We start from the raw sequence: 19267 nt of genomic DNA on the forward strand, positions 1-19267 counted from the left end.
CACGCGGGGAGAGGCAAACAGCATCTTACTTATAGTCGTCCGGGTTCGGCGAGTCCGAAGGTTTCGCGAACTCGTTCTTCAGCTCGGCCGAGATCGGGGTGTTGAGGTTGAGGCCCTTCGGCGGGATCTTGGCCGTGAACCACTTATCGTAGATTTTCAGGCCCTCGCCGGAGGTGTAGAGCGCAGCGGTTGCTGCATCGACCACCTTCTTGAACGGCGCGTCGTCCTTGCGCAGCATGATGCCGTAGGGCTCAGGCTTGGAGAACGCGTCCTTGGAGATGACATAGTCGTCCGGCGTCTTCGAGCCGGCAACGAGGCTCGCGAGCAGAACGTCGTCCATCACGAAGGCGACCGCGCGGTCGGTCTCGACCATCAGGAAGGCCTCGGCATGGTCTTTGGCCGGGATGATATTGGCACCCAGGCTCTTCGCGACATTGGCCTCGGTGAGCTGCTTGATGTTGGTGGTGCCGGCGGTGGAGACCACCGTCTTGCCCTTGAGATCGTCGATCGACTTCAGGCCGCTCGACTTCTTGAAGACGTAGCGGCTGGCAGTCAGATAGTGCGTGTTGGTGAAGGCCACCTGCTTTTGGCGGTCGGCATTGTTGGTGGTCGAGCCGCATTCGAGGTCGATCGTGCCGTTGGCCATCAGCGGAATACGGGTCGCCGAAGTCACCGGATTGAGCTTGACCTCGAGCTTGTCGAGCTTGAGCTCCTTCTTCACGGCGTCGACGATCTTGTAGCAGATGTCCATCGCGAACCCGACGGGCTTCTGGTTGTCGTCGAGATAGGAGAACGGGATCGAGGAATCGCGGAAGCCGAGCGTGATGGCGCCGGTGTCCTTGATGTTCTTCAGCGTGCCGGTCAGCTCCTGGGCCCCGGCCTGGCTGACGGCGAAGGTCGCGGCGAGCGCGAGGCCGATGCTACGGAAATGTCTCACTTTTTTATTCCCCTTTCAGGATGATGCGGCCCGGATGCAAGCACAGATTGGGCCGGATTAGAATGTGACTTTCGGCTGGATTGCGGCTCAGGTTAATGGCTCAGCCGAGTGGCTTGGGCAATTCCCCGAGATCCCAGAACAGCCCGGCCATCACCGTCAAGGCCTCTTCGGTCAATGGCAGCAGGATGTGCTCATTGGGCGCATGCTGGGAGCAGCCGGGATAGGAGTGCGGGACCCAGATCGTCGGCAGGCCCAGGATCTCGGAAAACACGTCGTTGGGCAGCGAGCCGCCGAAATTCGGCAAAACGGCCGGCGCCTTGCCGGTGGTCTCTTTCACCGAATCCGCCGCCCATGTGATCCAGGGGCTGTCGAAATCGGTGCGCGACGCCGCAAAGCTCTGGGCGGCCCGTACCTCGACCATCGGAAAACCCTTTTGCACCAGATGCGCGCGGACGGCATCGATCAGGCCGTCGACCTTGGTGCCGACCACGAAACGCAGTTGCAGCACGGCATTGGCGTGGCCGGGGATGGCATTCGCGGGCTTCTCGATATTACCGGACGACATCGCCAGCACTTCGAGCGTGTTCCAGGCATAGAGCCGCTCGGCGGCCGACAGCCCTTCCTCGCCCCAGTTCTCCGCGAGCGCCGGCTCGTCCTCGGTCGGCACCACCTGCACGTCGGCGAGATAGCTGCGGATCTGGTTGGTGAGCCGCGGCGGCTTCAGCGCGTCGAGCTGAAGCCGGCCATGGCCGTCGACCAGCGTCGAGATCGCGTTGACGAGAATGGTCGCGGGGTTGGCGAGCACGCCGCCCCAATTGCCGGAATGATGGCCGCCGTCGCGCAGATTGACGTCGAGATGAATGCGGATGCCGCCACGGCAGCCCAGGAACAAGGTCGGCCGGTCGGCCGACAGGCGCGGTCCGTCGGACGCCATGAACAGATCGGCCTTGAGCGCATCGCGATTGAGGTCGCAGACCTTGCCGAGATCGGGCGAGCCGATCTCCTCGCCCATTTCGACGATGAATTTTGCGTTGAAGCCGAGCTTGCCGCCGCGGGCCTCGCGCACCGCGCGGAGTGCCGCCATGTTGATGCTGTGCTGGCCCTTGTTGTCGGCGGTGCCACGGCCATAGAGCCGCGTGCCCGCAACCGTCGTGCGCCAGGGATCGCGGCCGTCGCGCCACTCCCCCTCCATGCCGTCGACGACGTCACCATGGCCGTAGATCAGCACGGTTGGCGCTGACGCGCTCTCATGATGCTCGGCGAACAGGAACGGCGCCTTGCCGCTCGGGGATTCGACGATGCGGCTGGTAAAGTCGAGCGCAGCAAAGGAGGGGATCATCTCCTGTTCCAGATAGGAACGCAGTTCGGCGCCGCGCGACGGATTCTGGCTTTCGGTCTTGAAGGCGACGCGGCGGTCGAGTTCAGCGAGGAACGCGCCGGATTTGAAATCCTCACGGGCGCGGGAGATGGCGTCGGCTCTGGTCATGGCTGGTTTTTCGAGGCGTTGGGACGAAGGACCTTACCTGAGACAGGTAGCCCTTCGAAAGTGGCGGGGACTTGGACAGTTCTTGGAGTTCTCTTGTAGTTCTCTTGCGATTTCGTTCTTGCTCTCTTGAGATTGGCTTGCCAAGAGCGGGAGCGCCGCTGATTTTGGCCTTGCCAAGCGCAAGCCTTTCTATTCTTGGCCCTTGCCAAGGGCCAAGAATATGCAAGAACTTCGCCAAGTTGAGGCGCACGTTTATCATTCGAAGAGCGCTCGGTACAGGGCGCCGGGGGATCATCATGGCCAAGCAGATCAGGCTCAACGCCTTTGCGATGAATTGCGTCGCGCATCAATCACCCGGGCTGTGGACCCACCCGCGCGATCGCACCGCCGAATATAACCGCCTGCCCTACTGGATCGATCTCGCCAGGACGCTGGAACGCGGCCGTTTCGACGGGTTGTTCCTGGCCGACGTGCTCGGCGTCTACGACGTCTATGGCAGCAGCCCTGACGCGGCCTTGCGCAATGCAGCGCAGACGCCGTCGAACGAGCCGCTGCTGCTGCTCTCGGCGATGGCGGCGGTGACGAAAAATCTCGGCTTCGGCGTTACCAGCAACCTGTCCTTCGAGCCGCCCTACCCGTTCGCGCGGCGGATGTCGACACTCGACCATCTCACCGAGGGACGGATCGGCTGGAACGTCGTCACCGGCTATCTCGACAGCGCCGCGCGCGGCGCCGGCAAGGACAAGCAGACCGGACACGACGACCGCTACGACATCGCCGACGAATATATGGAGGTGGTCTACAAGCTATGGGAAGGCAGCTGGGAGGACGACGCCGTGCTGCGCGACCGGGCGCGCGGCATCTTCACCGATCCGAGCAAGGTTCATCGCATCAATCATGAGAGCGCGAATTACCGCATCAACAACACCATCCACCTCAGCGAGCCGTCGCCGCAGCGGACGCCGGTGCTGTACCAGGCCGGCACCTCGCCGCGCGGGCGGCAGTTCGCGGCGAAGCATGCCGAATGCGTGTTCATGTCGGGACCGTCGGCCAAGATCATTGCGCCGCGCGTCTCCGCGATCCGCCAGGAAGCCGCCGCGCTCGGCCGAAACCCGGCGGAGATCCTGATGTTCAACATGATGACGATCATCCTCGGCAACACGGAAGCCGAAGCGGCGGCCAAGTATGCCGACTACCGGTCGCATATCAGTCCGGAAGGCGCGCTGGCCCTGATGTCGGGATGGACCGGCATCGACTTCTCCGGCTACGAGCTCGACCAGCAGGTGCGTCACGTCCAGAACGATGCCGGCCGCAGCGCACTCGACAACGTCACGCGCGGCGACCCCGACCGCGTCTGGACCGTCCGCGACGTCATCGAGCATGTCGGCATCGGTGGCGCCGGCCCGGTCGTGGTCGGCACGCCCGAGAGCGTCGCCGACAAGATCGAGGATTGGTTCGAGAAGACCGACGTCGACGGGCTGAATGTCGCGTTCGCGATCTCGCCCGGCGATTTCGAGGACATCGCCGACATGCTGGTGCCGGAGCTGACCAAGCGCGGCCGCTACAAGCCGGAATACGCAAAGGGCACATTGCGGGAGAAGCTGTTCGGCGACGGCCGCGCAAGGCTCGGTGCGCCGCATCCGGCTGCGGGGTATCGGGTGGGGAAGAAGGGTTAGCCGCGAGGTACGCTGTCATGCCCCGGCTTGCCGCCTTCGCCAAAAGGCTTCGGCGGCCGAGCACCCTTGTGGCCCCGGCGTAGCCTTGGCGGAGCCGGGACCGGGGCATCCAGTACGCCGCGGCCTATCGAGGAATCACAGCCGTCTCTGGAATACTGGATCGCCCGATCAAGTCGGGCGATGACAGCTGAGAACGTGGCGAGCACCGACGCGATGGCGCGCTGCGCTACAGCTTCCCGTCCACTATTACCTCGATCAGCTTCGTTCCGGGGCGGTTGAACGCCGACGACAGCGTCGCCTTCAGCTCACGGGGATCACTCACCTTGATCGCCTCGCAGCCGAGCGCCTTCGCGATCCCTGCGAAATCCACCGGCGGATCGACGAAATCCATGCCGACGTAATTGTCGTCACCATGGAAGGCGAGCAGGCGCTGCTTGATGATGCGGTAGCCGCCATTGTTGGCGATGACGACGTTGAGCGGCAGCTTGTGATGCGCCGCCGTCCACAGCGACTGGATCGAATACATCGCGCTGCCGTCGCCGGAGAAGCACACCACCGGGCGATCCGGATTGGCGATGCTGGCGCCGACGGAGGCCGGCAGGCCCCAGCCGATGCCGCCGGAGGCAAGCCCATGATAGCCGAAGCGGTCGCGATGCGGACGCAGCGCCGTGATCTGGCGGCTCGAGGTGAGCCCTTCGTCGACGAGGATCGCATGATCGGGCATGGCCTCGATCATTTGCAGCACCAGGAAATCCGGATCGATCGGGCTGCGGCCGGCGCTCTTGCCGATCTGCTCGACCAGCGCGGCACGCCGCGCGGTCCAGTTCTTGGGCGCGAGTTCGGCGAGGCGCTGCTTTGCACGGCTTGCCAGCGCAGCGCCGCCCATCTCCTTCAGCACCGGGATCAGCGCCCGCAGCGTTTCCTTCAGATCCGCCTTCAGCGCGATTTCAGCCCCGTAGTTCTTGGCGATCTCCCAATCGACCAGGCCGATCTGCACGATGCCGAGTCCGTCAGGCAGCGCATCGACCTCGCTATAGACCGACATCCGCAAGGGATCGCCACCGAGTGCGACCAGGAGGTCATACGGCGCAAGCATGTCGCGCGCGACCTTCTGCACGCGGGCCAGCGTGCCGAGGAAGCTCGGGCTTTCCGAGAGGAAATGCGAGCCGTAGGGCGTCGAGGACTGATAGGCGGCCGCACCAAGCAGCTCGGCGAGTTCGGCGGCCTCCTTCAGCGCATCGCTCTTGACCACCTCGTCCATGGTGACGATGACGGGACGTTCGGCCTTGAGCAGCCGCGCGGCAAACGCCTTCAGCGCCTCGTCCGACGGCTTTACGCGGGCGTCGATCCGGGTGGAGCGGCCGAGATCGATGCCGGCCTCGCTGTTGAGGATGTCGCCCGGCAGCGAGATGAACACCGGCCCGGTCGGTGGCGTCATCGCGACCTTCGCGGCGCGGCGCACGATGCGCGGCAGATCTTCCAGCCGCGTCACCTCGACCGCCCATTTCACCAGCGGCTCGGCCATCCGCACCAGCGGGCCATAAAGCACCGGCTCCATCAGGCCGTGGCCCTGCTCCTGCTGGCCGGCGGTCAGGATCATCGGCGTGCCCGTGAACTGGGCGTTGTAGAGCGAGCCCATCGCGTTGCCGAGCCCCGGCGCGACATGGACGTTGCAGGCGACGAGCTTGCCGGAGGCGCGGCTGTAGCCATCCGCGATCGCCACCACCAGGCTCTCCTGCATTGCCATCACATAGGTGAGATCAGGATGGTCCTTCAGCGCATGCATGATCGGCAGCTCGGTGGTGCCGGGATTGCCGAACAGATGGGTGATGCCCTCGTCCTTGAGCAGCGCGAGAAAAGCGGAGCGGCCGGTAATCTTGTTCTTCATGTTTCCTCCAGGCCCCGCGGGCGCTGCCGCAAGGTGAGGCATGATGGCCGAACTTGGCCGAGGCACGCAAGGAAGCGCCGTCATGGCAGACTTGCGTCGGCGCGGGCAAGCTGGGAACATGCTCGGGCGTAAACCTGCACGGGGAGACGCGATGGCCTATGACGAGAACACCGCGGCGCGGGTGCGCAAATTGCTGGCGGGTCAGCGAGACGTCGCGGAAAAGAAGATGATGGGCGGCCTCTGCTTCATGGTGAACAACACCATGTGCTGCACCGTAAGCGGGCGCGGCGGCATGCTGATCCGTGTCGGCCCGGAAGCGCATGCACGCATGCTGCAGGAGCCGCACACAAGCCCGATGGAAATGCGCGGGCGCATCATGACCGGCTTTGTACGCGTCGCGCCGGACGGCTATCAGAGCGATGCCGATCTGAAAAAATGGGTCAAGCGCGGGCTCGACTTCGTGGCGGCGAATGCCACGGGACGCAAAGCGGCGCCGCGGAAGGCTGTTGCGGCGAAGACCAAGGTCGCCGCCAAGGCTAAAGCACCTCCTCGCGGCCGAGCTCGAAAGGGTCTTCGCCGCTAGCGCGCTTCTTCTTTTTCGAGCGCTGCCAGACCACACCGGGAAAGCCCTTCAGCGGCACCAGCGGCTCGCCGGTATAGGCCCATTCCTGGAGCTCTTCGATCGCGATGTGATAGAGCGGCTGGCGGCCGGTGCGCTCGTTGAACAGCGCCCGGGGGATGTTGACCATGTGCGGTCCGCGCGGCCGCTCGTACGCGATCGGCGTGCCACAATGGGCGCAGAAGCTGCGCGCGGTCCTGGTCGCCTTGTCCTCGTAGCGGGCGAGCGCGGTTTTCCCCGAGGTGATGCGAAAGCGCTTCTTCCAGCTTCCGACATAGGTCGCATAGGCCGCGCCGTGCGCGCGGCGGCTAGCGGCCGAATGATCATGCCAGGCCCAACGCGCGGGGACGTCGATCTCGAAGGTGACCTTGCCGCAGAGGCATTGGCCGGTGGCGGTTCCTGCGGCGACTGCGGCTTTGGCCATGGTAGGTCCTTCCGTCGTCATTGCGAGCGCAGCGAAGCAATCCAGACTGCCTCTGCGGAAAGACTCTGGATTGCTTCGCTACGCTCGCAATGACGGAGTTTGTGGGCTCGTCGGAGCTACGAATATAGACCTGTAGCCCGGATGGAGCGAAGCGCAATCCGGGTAAGTCTATCGGCGAGGTGAGAAACCCGGATTTCGCTGCGCTCCATCCGGGCTACGAAGGTCTCTACGCCGTCGCGAGCTCGTCATACACCGGGTAATCCGTATACCCCTTCTCCTCGCCGCCGTAGAACGTCGCGCGGTTATACGGCGTGATCGGATAGTCGTGCCGAAGGCGGCGCGGCAGATCGGGGTTGGAGATGAAGATGCGGCCGAAGGCGATGATGTCGGCGTGGCCGTCGGCGATCGCCGCATTCGCGGTCTCGCCGGTGAAGCCGCCGGCGGTCATCAGCACGCCGCTGTAGAGCGGGCGGAACAGCACCATTGCGGAGGGCACGTTCTCCCAGTGGACGTCGGCACGGCCGGCGCCGCTGGAGCGCGGCTCGATGAAGTGAAGATAGGCAAGGCCGAGCTTGTCGATCGCCTTCACGACGTGCGTGTAAAGCGGCATCGGATCGGGCTCACCGGAATCATTGGCGATGCCGTGGGGCGACAGCCGCACGCCGACGCGGTTCGCGCCCCAGACGTCGATGGCCGCTTGCGTGACTTCGAGCAGAAGCCGCGCGCGGTTCTCGATTCCGCCACCATATTGATCGGTGCGCTGGTTGCTGCGCGACTGCAGGAACTGCTCGAGCAGATAGCCGTTGGCGCCGTGGATCTCGACACCGTCGAAGCCGGCGGCGAGCGCGTTCTTGGCGCCCTGCCGGAAGGCCTCGACGATGCCCTTGACTTCATCAGTCTCCAGCGCGCGCGGCGATTCGTAGTCGGCGATCTTGCCGTCTGCGGTCATCGCCTTCATGCCTTCGGCCTTGATCGCAATCGCCGAAGCCGAGACCGGCGGCTCACCGCCGTGGAAGGACGAATGCGAGACGCGGCCGACATGCCAGAGCTGGAGGAAGATGATGCCGCCCTTGGCGTGCACGGCATCCGTCACCTTGCGCCAGCCGGCGATCTGCGCCTCCGAATAGATGCCGGGCGTCGCGGGGTTGCCGCGGCCGTGCGAGAGCACGGGGGACGCTTCAGCGATAATCAAGCCGCCTTGCGTGGCGCGCTGACCGTAATATTCGGCGTTGAGCGGCCGCGGCGAAAAACTCTCGCGCTCGGCGCGCATGCGCGTCAGCGGCGCCAACGCGACGCGATGCGCCAGCTTGTACGGACCGACCTGCAACGGTTTGAACAACGCCTCGAATTTCATGTGGGCCTCAGACGGCTATGGAAGGATGCGGATCATATAGCGAGGGGCGGCCCCTGGAAAAGGCGCCGCCCCATTAAAAGCAGATATTCCCTCTCGCGGAACGCCGGAGAGAGCAGGCCCTACGCTGTCTTGATCCAGACGGCCTTCACGTTGAGATATTCCTCGACGTGCTGCTTGCCGGACTCGCGGCCATAGCCGCTCATCTTGTAGCCGCCGAAGGGTACGGCCGGGTCCATCGCCTGGTAGCAATTCACCCACACCGAGCCGGCGCGCAGGCTCTTCGCGACCGCATGCGCCTTGGTGACGTCGCGCGTCCAGAGGCCCGAGCCGAGGCCGAAGGTGGTGTTGTTGGCGCGCTTGACCAGCTCGTCCATGTCCTTGAACGCGATCGCGGAGATGACGGGACCAAAAATCTCCTCCTGCGCGATGCGCATGTTGTCCTGGACGCCTGCGAACACCGTCGGCGAGACGAAGAAGCCCTTCGACAGCGCGCCTTCGGTGACGCGGCCGCCGCCGGCGAGAGCGCGCGCGCCTTCCTTCTGGCCGATATCGAGATAGCCGGTGACGCGCTTGAGTTGCTCCTCGGACACGAGCGGGCCGATCTGCACATTGGGATCGAGGCCGTTGCCGACCTGCAGCTTCTTGCCGAACTCGGCGACGCGGCCGACGAATTCCTCGTAGATCGACTGCTCGACGAACAGGCGCGTGCCGGCGCTGCAGATCTGGCCGGAATTGGCGAACACCGCCATCGCGGCGCCGGGGACGGCGGCATCGAGATCGGCATCGGCGAACACGATGTCCGGCGACTTGCCGCCGAGCTCGAGCGAGACACGCTTGAGGTTGCCGGCCGAGGCGCGGATGATCGATTGTCCCGTGACATGCGAGCCGGTGAAGGCGACCTTGTCGACATCATGATGCGAGGCAAGCGCAGCGCCCGCGGTCTCGCCATAGCCGGGCACGACGTTGATGACGCCCGACGGCACGCCGGCCTCCATCGCGAGCTCGGCGATGCGCAGCGAGGTGAGCGGCGCCTCTTCGGCGGGCTTCAGCACCACGGTGCAGCCGGTCGCGATCGCCGGGCCGATCTTCCAGATGGTCGCGGTCAGCGGGCCGTTCCAGGGAATGATGGCGCCGACGACGCCGATCGGCTCCTTCAGCGTGTAGGAGAAGATTTCGCCGGGCAGCGAGTTCTCGATGGTCTCGCCATGGATCGCCGTGGTCTGGCCAGCGTAATAGCGCAGCATGCCGACGGCGCGCAGGCGATAGGCGCGGGTGCGGCTGAGAGGCGCGCCCATGTCGAGCGTGTCGAGCTGCGACAATTCGTCGAAATTCTTCTCGACAAGGTCGGCGAGCTTGAGCAGCAGGTTCTGCCGCTCGAATGGTTTGACTTTGCTCCAGGGGCCTTCGAAGGCACGGCGAGCGGCGGCGACCGCACGGTCGATGTCCTCCTTGTCGCCCTCGGCGACCGTCGCCAGCAATTCGCCGGTGGCGGGGTTATGGGTCTCGAAGCGCTTGCCTGAGGCAGCATCAACCCACTTCCCGTCGATCAGCATCTGCTTGTAGGACCCGTTGGCGAACGGATGGCGCGTGATCGGAATAGCCTGCGACACAGCCATGGCTGCACTCCCTGTCAAATGATTGATTGGTTCGATCTGGGCGGGATCGTTAGGTCGAATAGAATACAGCGCCGCCGGAAAGGCGTAAAGGCGGCGTGGAACGAAGACCTCCCATGCCGACTTGTGCAGGGTCGCGCGAGTGCCATGTTATAGCTCGACCGAGCCCTTCCCCGGAGACCCAAACATGCCACATTCCGCCATCGTCAAAGACAATGTCGCCGTGATCACGGGCGGCGCATCCGGTATCGGATTGGCTGCCGCGCTGGCCTTCGCGCGCGCCGGCTTGAAGGTCTGCATCGCAGATGTGGATCAGGCGCGGCTGGCGGAAGCTGCAACAAAACTGTCATCCGTCACGCCTGCCACACATGTGATGACGTTCGCGGTCGATGTCAGCAAGGCCGAGAGCGTGACGGAACTGGAACGCGCCGTGCGCGAGCGCTTCGGCGGCACCGACATCCTCATGAACAATGCCGGCATCCAGCCCGGCAGCACGCTGTTCGGCGAGCCCGACAACTGGCAGCGGATCATCGGCGTCAACATGTGGGGCATCATCAACGGCTCGCGCATCTTCGCGCCCGGCATGATCGCGCGCGGCAGGCGCGGCCTCATCATCAACACCGGCTCGAAGCAGGGCATCACCACGCCGCCCGGCGATCCCGCCTACAACGTCTCCAAGGCCGGCGTGAAGGCCTTTACGGAAGCGCTCCAGCACGAGTTGCGCAACACGAAGGACTGCCGCATCACCACGCATCTGCTGATCCCCGGCTTCGTCTTCACCGGCCTGACCGCGAAGGGCCGCACCGAGAAGCCGGCCGGGGCCTGGACGGCTGAGCAGACCGTGGATTTCATGCTGGCGCGGCTGGAAGCCGGCGACTTCTACATCCTGTGCCCGGACAACGACGTGCCGCGCGCGCTCGACGAGAAGCGGATGCTGTGGGCGGCGGGAGACATCGTCGAGAACCGCCCGCCGCTGTCGCGCTGGCACCCGGACTATGCCGACGCGTTCGCGAAGTTCGTGAAGGGGGAGTGACTATCAGACCCTCATGGTAAGGAGCGCGGAACGCGCGTCTCGAACCATGAAGGCCCCGCTGCGACAGCTCGGCCTCGATCCTTCGAGACGCCCGCTTTCAGCGGGCTCCTCAGGATGAGGAGGAGCTAGAGCCTCGCGGCGCGGCAATACCGCGCAAGCGCCCTACAGCGTCTCCTGCTGATGCCCGCAATTCTTGCAGGCGAACTTGACCCGGCTCTGGCCCTTTTCCGCCTGCACCCGGTTCGGCGCACCGCACTTGCCGCAGACGGCCTCGATGCGGGTCGAGCCCTGCTTGACGACGATGGTCTTCTTTTCCATCGATTCGCGGATCAGGCGCTCGGCCTCCTCACGCAGGGATTGTTTCGACAAAGCTCATCTCCGCCTCTGGAAAGCGCGAGAGCCATAACGCACCTGCGTTGGAATCTCAATCGGCAATGCCGGCTCAGACCTCGACAATCACATAGCTGTCTTCGACATGCACTGGAAACGTCTCGGCGACATACGGGCCCTTCTGCAACTCTTCGCCACGTTCCACCGCGACCGGATAGGACCGGATCTTGACCCGTTTCGGATCGAACCAGGACTGGCCGTTGCGCATGTCGAATTCCCAGCCGTGCCAGGGACAGCGCAGCATCTCGCCGACGCGCGAGCGCTCATAGATTCCGGGCTCGGGCGAGGTCAGCCGCGCTACGCAGGCCGCCTTCTCCAGCGGCGCGCCCTCGTGCGGGCAGCGGTTCAACAGCGCGAAGAACTCGCCGTTGACGTGGAACACGACGATGTCGCGGCCCGCGATATCGACGACCTTGTTGCCGCCGGGCGGGATCTCCGAGGTGCGCGCGACGATGTGACGGGCCATATCCGTTCAGAACCTCTTTGCTCAGAACTTGTAGACCGCGCGGGCATTGGTGCTGAAGATCTTCTTCCGCTCGGCTTCAGAGAGCGGCGTCTTGAAGGCGAAGCGCGGATCGTCGAAATCCCAGTGCGGATAGTCCGACGAAAACAGAAGACGGTCGATGCCGACCCATTCGATCAGCGAACGCAGATGCCGCGCCTCGTCGGGCTCGTCGATCGGCTGCGTCGTGAACCAGAAGTTTTCGCGCACATATTCCGACGGCTTGCGCCTGAGATGAGGCACCTCGCTGCGGAACCGCTCGAAATGCTGGTCCATTCGCCACACCGCCGACGGGATCCAGCCGAAGCCGCCCTCGATGAAGACGATCTTCAGCTTTGGAAACCGCTCCGGCACGCCTTCGATGACGAGGCTCGCGAGCTGCGCCGCGATGGTGTGCGCGTTGGACTGGTGCTCCTCGACATAATAGGACGGCCAGCCACCACCGGTCGGCGCATGGCCGCCATAGCCGCCAACATGGATGCCGAGCGGCAGGTCCAGCGCCTCGGCACGCTCGTAGATCGGCCAGTAGCGGCGGCGGCCGAGCGGCTCGTTGGCGCGCGGCGAGACGTTGATCTGGATATACTCACCGACCTTCGCGCAGCGCTCGATCTCGGCGATCGCCAGGTCCGTGCCGTCCTGCCCGACCAGGATCGACGCCTTCAGGCGCGGATCACGATGCGACCAGAACGCCAGTTGCCAATCATTGATGGCGCGCTGGATCGCGGCGCCGAATTCCAGGTTCTGCTGCGAGAAGATGAAGAGGTCGAGCACCTGCAAAATCCCGAACTCGACGTCGAGCGGATCGAGATGCTGCTTCTGCATGAAAGCGAGATCGGAGCCCGGCGGCCCGCCGGTCGGCGGCCAGGCATCGCGCCGTGCGATCAGGGGGGACGAGCGCGGATAGGGCGTGGTGAAGAGATAGGGCGTGCGCAGATGGCTGCCATACTCCTTCAGATGCTGCTGCCAGCGTCTTGGCAGGAATTCGTTGAGGTCGTCGAACGAGTGCAGGCTCGGATGCACGTCGCAATCGACGATACGCAGCCGTGAGGCGGCAGGCTTCTCGTCGTCGAGCAGCGGGCGGTCGATGACGTCACTCATGCGATCCTCCAAACTTTTTGTTTGCGCATGATCTTATCGGAAAACCGGTACCCACTTTTCCGGATCATGCGTCAGTTGATCGACAACCGCGGAAACGTTTCCAGCGGATTGTCGACGCACATCTTCGCGATGATGCTCTTCGGCAGGTTCGGCGGGATCGGATCGTTGCCGTCGAACTGCCAGTGCGGATAGTCGGACGCGAACAGAAACATCTTTTCCGAGCCGATCTGGTCGATGATCTCCTCGACGCTTCTTGCATCAGTCGGCGCATCGAACGGCTGCATGGTAACGCGGAAATTGTCGCGGATGATCGCTGCCGGCTCGCGCTCGACCCAGGGAACCTCGACGCGCACGCCGCGCCAGGTCTTGTTGGCGCGCCACATGAAGGCCGGCAGCCAGCTCACGCCGGATTCCATCAGCACGACCTTCAGGTTGGGAAACTTGCCGAAAACGCCTTCATAAATGAGGCTCAGGATCTGCGCCTGAAACGCCTGCGCCTCGACGAAGTAATATTCGTAGCGGTGCGACGGCCAGCCGGCCGAGCTCGGCGCCTGGCGATATTGCGTGCCGGCATGGATCGCGAGCGGCAGCTTGTATTTCTCGGCGAGGCGGTACACCGGCCAGTAATGCCGCCGTCCCAGCAGCGTCTCGCCCTGCGCCAACACCAGGATGGAGACGAAACGATTGTCGCCGGCGCGGCGCTCGATCTCCTCGATCGCCAGATCCGGGTCCTGCATCGGCACCACGATGGAGGCACGCAGGCGGGGATCGCGCGACAGCCATTCGGCGGCGATCCAGTCATTGATCGCCTTGCAGAAGTCGGCCGCCATGTAGGCATCGAACACGGCCTGCGCGCCGTAGAGCACGTTGAGGATCGCGTGGCTCGCACCCAACTGCTCGAACGCGCCCTTCTGCACCATGGCGAGGTCGGAGCCGGGCTTGGCGCCATTGGCCGGCCGCCAGTCGGCGCGGCCGGTGTGCGGCATGCTTGGTGGATAGGACGTGAGATCGAGCCCGTCGATGGCGCGGCTCACGACCTGCTCTTTCCAGTGATCGCTGAGATAGGGAAGCAGCGTCGTGCGCGTACCACCAACCGCCGGGTGGATGTCGCAATCGATCCGCGTCACCGCCATGGAGCTTCCTCGCGCAATCTTATTGGCGGTGTTCTTGTGCGCCGCTTGCGCAGAGTGCCCCTGCCCGCGCTGGCGCGCAAGGTCGCCCGCCCGCGCGATCCGTCATGGCTCGGTTGCATTTCGCAGGCGCGATACGAAGATCCGCGATCGCCGAACGGGGCGACCGCTCGAGGGTGGATGGTCTCACGGCGCGAGCGGTGGATGCCGGGGCATCCTCCGCTCCATATTGCAGGTAGCTTTGCGCTTATATGCGCTCTCGCCTCAGGCCGCCTTGGACACTTCCATCAGCAGGCGCTCGGCCTTGGCATCCTCGATGCGGTTCACCAGCCGGCTGCTCTCGTGATTGTCGCGCACCGTCTTGGTCAGGGTGATGCAGGTCTGGATCAGCATCACGATGCCCATGGTGAGATAGCCCTTCATCCAGAGATCGATCGGCAGGAAGAAGATGCCGATGGCGACGAGGAACGCGGAGGCTGCGAAGGACGCGTAAGTGAAGGTCACCCAGGCGCTGCTGTGGGGCTGGCCGTTCTGGTTCATGATGGTCTCCTGTCGGTTCGAATGATGATGGGTTTGGGGTCAGGCAGTCGGCATGCGCTTGGACTTCAACCGCGCCAGCACGTCGTCCGTGGTCGTCTTGAGCCGGGGGCCAAAGCCCTGCTCGGCGAGCCGTTCGGCGGTGGCGAGCGGACCGCTGGCCGCATCGAGCTCGACCAGCGCGTCGTCAGCGGCCTGGGCTTCCATTTGCCGGTCGCGCAGGCGCCTCAAGGTGCTCTCCGCTTCCGGCAGCGTGGATTCGTAAGGGCGTGCCGCCTCGATGCCGCTGCGGCGAAGCGAGCGCACCGCTTCCGAGGCACGGGCGACACGACGGCCGCGATCGAGCTCGGTGATGCGGGCCTGCGCGCTTGCGACATGGCGCTTCAGCCGGATGATCTCGGTCGCGAACAATGCGCGTGCGGTCATCGCCGCATCGCGATCGGCCTCCAGGCCCGCGATGGCCCCGGCGGCATCCTTGGCGAGGTCCTCGCGGCCACCGTCGAGCGCCGCAACCGCGCGGGTCTCGAGATCGGCGATGCGGGCGACGGTCGCCTCGAGCTTGCGGCCTTCCTGCTGGTCCTGGGCGATCGCCAGCGCCAGCGTCCGCTTGCTGCGCTCGACGGCAGCGGCTGCATCGCGCATCTGCTGGTCGAGGATCAGAAGGGCCGTACGGTCTTCCAGTTCCTCGCCCGCGGCCGCCACGCTGCCGCGGAAAAGTGTCAATACGGTCTTGAACATTTGCTGCTCCCTGTTATGAGCGTTGCTCACAGATGGTTTGTAGCAGAGACCTTGAACATCGTTCAATAAATATTTGAGCGTCGCTCAAGAATTTGATTAATAGATGACTAAAGCCTTGGAACGTCGAGAGAAACTGCGGGTCGACCTGATTCAGGCGGCCGAGCGGATGATCGCTGAGCGAGGGTTGGCGGGTCTCAAAACCCGCGATCTCGCCCGCGAGATCGGCTGCGCCAACGGCGCGGTCTACAATCTCGTCGCCGACGTGGACGAGTTGGTCCTGCGCGTCGGCTCGCGCACGCTGCTCCGGCTCGACAAGGTGCTCAGCGCGGCGGTGAGCGCGGGCAATCCATCGCCGCAGGAGACGCTGGTCCGCATCGCGATCGCCTATTGCGATTTCGCCGCAGAAAATCTCGAGCTCTGGCGCGCAATGTTCGAGCATCGCATGGAGCCCGGCAAGGAAGTCCCCGACTGGTCCGTCGACGACCAGTTGCAGCTGTTCCGCCACATCTACGCGCCACTGGCATCGTTATTTCCAGACAGAGGGACAGAGGGGCTCGGCATCACCGCACGCAGCCTGTTCTCGGCCGTGCATGGCATGGTGGCGCTGGGGCTCGAGCAGAGGCTGGTCGCCGTGCCGCTGCCGGCGCTGCGGAAGGAAATCGCGGGCCTGGTGCGGGCGATGATCGACGGCTTGATCGCGCGGGCGGCGTAGAAGCCGAGAGAGCGCAGCGATGCCTGACTAAAATTTCGCCTGTCGCATCGCTGGCAGCACGCTTAGCTTTCGCCGCGTCTCGTCCTCTCTCCGGAGTCTCCCATGCCCCTCCTCATCCGCGGCGGCACCGTCGTCAATCATGATCATTCGCGCCGTGCGGACGTGCTGATCGACGGCGAGACCATCGTCGCGATCGGAACATCGCTCGATGCACCGACGGGCGCGGAGATCGTCGATGCCGGCGGCGCCTACATCATCCCGGGCGGGATCGATCCGCACACCCATCTCGAAATGCCGTTCATGGGCACGGTGACCGCCGACGATTTCGAATCCGGAACGAAGGCGGCGTTGACCGGCGGCACCACCATGGTGGTGGATTTCTGCTTGCCCGATCCCGGCCAGTCGATGCTCGCGGCCTATCAGGAGTGGCGGCACAAATCCGAGAAGGCGGCGACCGACTACGGCTTCCACATGGCGGTGACGTCGTGGTCGAAGCAGATCTATGACGAGATGGAGATTGTGGTCAAAACCTACGGCATCAACACCTTCAAGCATTTCATGGCCTACAAGGGCGCGCTGATGGTGAACGATGATGAGCTCTACAACTCGTTCGCGCGCTGCGCCCATCTCGGCGCCATGCCGGTGGTGCATGCGGAAAACGGCGACGTCGTCGCCTTGATGCAGGAAGCGCTGATCGCGCGCGGCGTCACCGGCCCCGAGGGCCACGCCTACTCACGGCCGCCGGAGGTCGAGGGCGAAGCCACCAACCGCGCCATCATGATCGCCGACATGACGGGCACGCCGGTCTACATCGTGCACACGAGCTGCCGCGAAGCGCATGAGGCGATTGCCCGCGCACGGGCTGCTGGGAAACGCGTCTATGGCGAGCCGCTGATCCAGCATCTGCTGCTGGATGCCGGCGAGTACCAGAACAGGGACTGGGACCATTCCGCGCAGCGCGTGATGTCGCCGCCCTTCCGCGACAGATCGCATCAGGACAGTCTTTGGGCCGGCCTGCAATCAGGCTCGCTCCAGGTGGTCGCAACCGACCATTGCGCCTTCACCACCGAGCAGAAGCGGTTCGGGCTCGGCGATTTCAGGAAGATCCCGAACGGCACCGGCGGCCTCGAAGATCGGCTCGCACTGTTGTGGACCGCGGGCGTCGCCACGGGACGGCTCACTAAGGAAGAATTCGTCGCCGTGACCTCGGCGAACATCGCGCGCATCCTCAACATCTACCCGCGCAAGGGCGCCGTCGCCGTCGGTTCGGATGCCGATGTCGTGGTGTGGGACCCCAAGGCGAGCAAGACCATCAGCGCGAAGCGGCAGATGAGCCGGATCGATTACAACGTGTTCGAAGGCTTTGCCTGCACCGGCGGACCGGCCGCGACGCTGTCGCGTGGCCGCGTCGTCTGGAAGGCTGGCGATCTCCGCGCCGAGGCCGGCGACGGTCACTACATCGAGCGGCCGGCGTTCTCGCCGGTACACGTCGCCAACTCGACATGGAAACAACTGACCGCCCCGCGCGCGGTCGCACGCGGCGCGGTCACGCCGTAGGGTTACCTCAAACCTGCGTAATACCGCCATCGGCCGCGAGATCGATGCCCGTGCTGTAGCTGCTGTCGTCCGAGGCCAGAAATAAAATGGCGGAGGCCATTTCCTCCGGGCGACCAATCCGGCCGAGCGGCGTGATCGAGGCGAAGAACGCGCGGGCACCTTCGGCCTCCCTTGGGGTCTTGAACTGGCCGTCGATGATCGGCGTATCGATGGCGCCCGGTGATAACGTGTTCACGCGGATGCCGCGATCCTTCAGCTCCATCGCCCAGGTCCGCGAGAACGAGCGCAGCGCGGCCTTGGTGGCGGCGTAGGTGCCGTGCTCGGGAAGGCCTTTCAGGTGCAGACCGGACGACACCAGCACGATCGAGCCACCCTTGCGCATCAGCGGCAGCGCCTTCTGTACCGTGAAATAGGCACCACGCGCATTGATACCGAATGTCGTGTCGAAATGCGCCGGAGTGACGTCCACCGTGAGCTTACGCTCGACGAACGCGGCACTGGCGACGATGATATCGAGCGCACCCTTTTCATCCTTCACCCGGGCGTAGAGCCGGTCGAGATCGTCGAGATTGGCGACGTCGGCCTGGATCGCGGAGACATTGCGCCCGATCTCGGCCTTGGCCTTGTCGAGCTCGCCCTGACGCCGTCCAACGATGAAAACATAAGCGCCTTCGGCCACAAAGGTCTTCGCCGCAGCAAGACCGATACCACTGGAGCCGCCGGTGATGACGCCAATCTTTCCTTCGAGCTTTGACATGACACAGTCCTTTGGTTTGGGCGCGCGCGGGCGTTCGGCACGCGCACGCCGTTGACCTTTTGAGGAAGAGAGAGTGACCGGCCCGTGAGCCGGCCGGTTCTTGATCAGGCCGCCTTGCCGGCCCGCAACCGGTCGAGCACCGGCAACAGCTCGGATGGATCGGGGCGATGCGTGTAATCCGGGTTCACCTCCGCATAGGCGATGATGCCGTCGCGGCCGATGACGTAGCGCGCGGGCATCGGTAGCACCCAGGCCGGATTGTCGTTGAACGTCGGCAGGTCGTTCTTGAAGGACTGGTAGAGCGAGACCAGGTCGGCTGGCAGCGCAAAGCGGATGCCGAAGGCATCGGCGAGGCCGCTCGCGACGTCGCTCAGGATCGGGAACGACAGCTTGTTCTCGCGCTCCGACTTGCGGCTGTTCGGCGCGGTCTGCGGCGAGATCGCAACGAGGCTCGCACCACGCGCGGCGATCTCCGGCAGCGCTTCCTGGAGCGCCTGGAGCTCGAGGTTACAATACGGGCACCAGACGCCGCGATAGAACGACACGACCAGCGGACCCTTCGCGAGCAGGTCGCGCGAGGCGACCTGCTTGCCGTCGGGATCCCTGAGGACGAATTCCGGCGCGGCGTCGCCGGCCTTCTTGGCGCGCTGCGCCTGGCCGCTCGCGATCAGTTCGGCGGTGGCGCGTTGCATGGTGTCGAGCGCCTCCTGGTTGGGCTTGAGCGGGAAGCGGCCGGCTTCGAAGTCGGCTTTGAAGGCATCGAGTTTGTCTTGAAGGGCCATGGGTAGCTCCATCTTTTGCTGTTGGCCCGTCCTA

At 64.5% G+C, this 19267-nt stretch carries 19 protein-coding genes; 5 read left to right on the forward strand and 14 right to left on the reverse strand.

Annotated elements, in window-relative coordinates:
* Window positions 1-25: 25 nt before the first annotated feature.
* Window positions 26-937, reverse strand: coding sequence for an amino acid ABC transporter substrate-binding protein (locus tag AB7531_RS38510; RefSeq protein ID WP_063985668.1), 912 nt, complete (start codon window positions 935-937; stop codon window positions 26-28).
* Between the two features lie 100 nt (window positions 938-1037).
* On the reverse strand, window positions 1038-2423 hold the full coding sequence (locus AB7531_RS38515; protein ID WP_063985669.1) for a M20 family metallopeptidase: 1386 nt from the start codon (window positions 2421-2423) through the stop codon (window positions 1038-1040).
* Between the two features lie 296 nt (window positions 2424-2719).
* Here AB7531_RS38515 and AB7531_RS38520 point away from each other — a divergent pair, with 296 nt between their 5' ends.
* Window positions 2720-4099, forward strand: a complete 1380-nt coding sequence (locus AB7531_RS38520; RefSeq protein ID WP_063985670.1) for an LLM class flavin-dependent oxidoreductase — start codon at window positions 2720-2722, stop codon at window positions 4097-4099.
* Window positions 4100-4325: 226 nt separating this feature from the next.
* Here AB7531_RS38520 and AB7531_RS38525 read toward each other — a convergent pair whose 3' ends face one another.
* Complete coding sequence (locus AB7531_RS38525; RefSeq protein ID WP_063985671.1) at window positions 4326-5987, reverse strand: thiamine pyrophosphate-binding protein; 1662 nt, start codon at window positions 5985-5987, stop codon at window positions 4326-4328.
* A gap of 151 nt (window positions 5988-6138) precedes the next feature.
* Here AB7531_RS38525 and AB7531_RS38530 point away from each other — a divergent pair, with 151 nt between their 5' ends.
* The gene (locus AB7531_RS38530; protein WP_063985672.1) at window positions 6139-6570 is read left to right on the forward strand and encodes a TfoX/Sxy family protein; all 432 of its coding nucleotides are present in this window, start codon (window positions 6139-6141) and stop codon (window positions 6568-6570) included.
* On the opposite strand, the gene AB7531_RS38535 is transcribed toward AB7531_RS38530, so the two are convergent.
* The 3 genes from AB7531_RS38535 to AB7531_RS38545 all read right to left on the reverse strand — a co-directional run bounded on the left by AB7531_RS38535 (window position 6524) and on the right by AB7531_RS38545 (window position 10000).
* On the reverse strand, window positions 6524-7030 hold the full coding sequence (locus AB7531_RS38535) for a GFA family protein (protein ID WP_231143646.1): 507 nt from the start codon (window positions 7028-7030) through the stop codon (window positions 6524-6526). The two genes, AB7531_RS38530 and AB7531_RS38535, sit on opposite strands and share 47 nt — an antisense overlap.
* Window positions 7031-7256: 226 nt before the next feature.
* Window positions 7257-8384 carry an alkene reductase gene (locus AB7531_RS38540; protein WP_063985673.1) on the reverse strand — a complete coding sequence of 376 codons (1128 nt, stop codon included), beginning with the start codon at window positions 8382-8384 and terminating at the stop codon, window positions 7257-7259.
* A 119-nt stretch (window positions 8385-8503) separates the two neighbouring features.
* Entirely contained in the window at window positions 8504-10000 is a 1497-nt protein-coding gene (locus AB7531_RS38545; protein WP_063985674.1) for an aldehyde dehydrogenase family protein, read from the reverse strand.
* 184 nt (window positions 10001-10184) lie between these two features.
* On the opposite strand from AB7531_RS38545, the gene AB7531_RS38550 reads away from it, so the two are divergent.
* Window positions 10185-11030: an SDR family NAD(P)-dependent oxidoreductase gene (locus tag AB7531_RS38550; protein WP_231143649.1), complete on the forward strand. Its 846-nt coding sequence runs from the start codon at window positions 10185-10187 to the stop codon at window positions 11028-11030.
* A 162-nt stretch (window positions 11031-11192) separates the two neighbouring features.
* Here the strand turns inward: AB7531_RS38550 and AB7531_RS38555 are convergent, their stop codons facing one another.
* From AB7531_RS38555 to AB7531_RS38580, 6 genes are all read right to left on the reverse strand, one after another.
* On the reverse strand, window positions 11193-11399 hold the full coding sequence (locus tag AB7531_RS38555) for a hypothetical protein (RefSeq protein WP_014491844.1): 207 nt from the start codon (window positions 11397-11399) through the stop codon (window positions 11193-11195).
* Window positions 11400-11472: 73 nt separating this feature from the next.
* The gene (locus AB7531_RS38560) at window positions 11473-11886 is read right to left on the reverse strand and encodes a Rieske (2Fe-2S) protein (RefSeq protein WP_014491843.1); all 414 of its coding nucleotides are present in this window, start codon (window positions 11884-11886) and stop codon (window positions 11473-11475) included.
* Window positions 11887-11907: 21 nt separating this feature from the next.
* On the reverse strand, window positions 11908-13020 hold the full coding sequence (locus tag AB7531_RS38565) for an amidohydrolase family protein (RefSeq protein ID WP_063986714.1): 1113 nt from the start codon (window positions 13018-13020) through the stop codon (window positions 11908-11910).
* Window positions 13021-13091: 71 nt separating this feature from the next.
* Window positions 13092-14153 carry an amidohydrolase family protein gene (locus tag AB7531_RS38570; protein ID WP_063985676.1) on the reverse strand — a complete coding sequence of 354 codons (1062 nt, stop codon included), beginning with the start codon at window positions 14151-14153 and terminating at the stop codon, window positions 13092-13094.
* A 261-nt stretch (window positions 14154-14414) separates the two neighbouring features.
* The gene (locus AB7531_RS38575) at window positions 14415-14690 is read right to left on the reverse strand and encodes a YiaA/YiaB family inner membrane protein (protein WP_014491840.1); all 276 of its coding nucleotides are present in this window, start codon (window positions 14688-14690) and stop codon (window positions 14415-14417) included.
* Window positions 14691-14729: 39 nt separating this feature from the next.
* Complete coding sequence (locus AB7531_RS38580) at window positions 14730-15425, reverse strand: PspA/IM30 family protein (RefSeq protein ID WP_063985677.1); 696 nt, start codon at window positions 15423-15425, stop codon at window positions 14730-14732.
* A 103-nt stretch (window positions 15426-15528) separates the two neighbouring features.
* On the opposite strand from AB7531_RS38580, the gene AB7531_RS38585 reads away from it, so the two are divergent.
* A complete protein-coding gene (locus AB7531_RS38585; RefSeq protein WP_084795310.1) occupies window positions 15529-16137 on the forward strand; it encodes a TetR/AcrR family transcriptional regulator in 609 nt (202 codons plus the stop codon).
* A gap of 102 nt (window positions 16138-16239) precedes the next feature.
* Window positions 16240-17694, forward strand: coding sequence for a dihydropyrimidinase (hydA, locus tag AB7531_RS38590; RefSeq protein WP_063985678.1), 1455 nt, complete (start codon window positions 16240-16242; stop codon window positions 17692-17694).
* Window positions 17695-17701: 7 nt separating this feature from the next.
* Here hydA and AB7531_RS38595 read toward each other — a convergent pair whose 3' ends face one another.
* A complete protein-coding gene (locus tag AB7531_RS38595) occupies window positions 17702-18451 on the reverse strand; it encodes an SDR family NAD(P)-dependent oxidoreductase (protein ID WP_063985679.1) in 750 nt (249 codons plus the stop codon).
* A 104-nt stretch (window positions 18452-18555) separates the two neighbouring features.
* Window positions 18556-19233 carry a peroxiredoxin-like family protein gene (locus tag AB7531_RS38600; RefSeq protein WP_063986716.1) on the reverse strand — a complete coding sequence of 226 codons (678 nt, stop codon included), beginning with the start codon at window positions 19231-19233 and terminating at the stop codon, window positions 18556-18558.
* Window positions 19234-19267: the final 34 nt, after the last annotated feature.

Origin of the sequence: Bradyrhizobium sp. 63_E2_N1_3 (assembly GCF_052076005.1) — a bacterium.
GTDB lineage: Bacteria > Pseudomonadota > Alphaproteobacteria > Rhizobiales > Xanthobacteraceae > Bradyrhizobium > Bradyrhizobium barranii.

Excerpts from the sequence above, each read along its gene's own strand:
- AB7531_RS38515 (WP_063985669.1), bottom strand. The coding sequence starts at position 2,423 with ATGACCAGAGCCGACGCCATCTCCCGCGCCCGTGAGGATTTCAAATCC.
- AB7531_RS38520 (WP_063985670.1), top strand. The coding sequence starts at position 2,720 with ATGGCCAAGCAGATCAGGCTCAACGCCTTTGCGATGAATTGCGTCGCG.
- AB7531_RS38525 (WP_063985671.1), bottom strand. The coding sequence starts at position 5,987 with ATGAAGAACAAGATTACCGGCCGCTCCGCTTTTCTCGCGCTGCTCAAG.
- AB7531_RS38530 (WP_063985672.1), top strand. The coding sequence starts at position 6,139 with ATGGCCTATGACGAGAACACCGCGGCGCGGGTGCGCAAATTGCTGGCG.
- AB7531_RS38535 (WP_231143646.1), bottom strand. The coding sequence starts at position 7,030 with ATGGCCAAAGCCGCAGTCGCCGCAGGAACCGCCACCGGCCAATGCCTC.
- AB7531_RS38540 (WP_063985673.1), bottom strand. The coding sequence starts at position 8,384 with ATGAAATTCGAGGCGTTGTTCAAACCGTTGCAGGTCGGTCCGTACAAG.
- AB7531_RS38545 (WP_063985674.1), bottom strand. The coding sequence starts at position 10,000 with ATGGCTGTGTCGCAGGCTATTCCGATCACGCGCCATCCGTTCGCCAAC.
- AB7531_RS38550 (WP_231143649.1), top strand. The coding sequence starts at position 10,185 with ATGCCACATTCCGCCATCGTCAAAGACAATGTCGCCGTGATCACGGGC.
- AB7531_RS38560 (WP_014491843.1), bottom strand. The coding sequence starts at position 11,886 with ATGGCCCGTCACATCGTCGCGCGCACCTCGGAGATCCCGCCCGGCGGC.
- AB7531_RS38565 (WP_063986714.1), bottom strand. The coding sequence starts at position 13,020 with ATGAGTGACGTCATCGACCGCCCGCTGCTCGACGACGAGAAGCCTGCC.
- AB7531_RS38570 (WP_063985676.1), bottom strand. The coding sequence starts at position 14,153 with ATGGCGGTGACGCGGATCGATTGCGACATCCACCCGGCGGTTGGTGGT.
- AB7531_RS38575 (WP_014491840.1), bottom strand. The coding sequence starts at position 14,690 with ATGAACCAGAACGGCCAGCCCCACAGCAGCGCCTGGGTGACCTTCACT.
- AB7531_RS38580 (WP_063985677.1), bottom strand. The coding sequence starts at position 15,425 with ATGTTCAAGACCGTATTGACACTTTTCCGCGGCAGCGTGGCGGCCGCG.
- AB7531_RS38585 (WP_084795310.1), top strand. The coding sequence starts at position 15,529 with ATGACTAAAGCCTTGGAACGTCGAGAGAAACTGCGGGTCGACCTGATT.
- hydA (WP_063985678.1), top strand. The coding sequence starts at position 16,240 with ATGCCCCTCCTCATCCGCGGCGGCACCGTCGTCAATCATGATCATTCG.
- AB7531_RS38595 (WP_063985679.1), bottom strand. The coding sequence starts at position 18,451 with ATGTCAAAGCTCGAAGGAAAGATTGGCGTCATCACCGGCGGCTCCAGT.
- AB7531_RS38600 (WP_063986716.1), bottom strand. The coding sequence starts at position 19,233 with ATGGCCCTTCAAGACAAACTCGATGCCTTCAAAGCCGACTTCGAAGCC.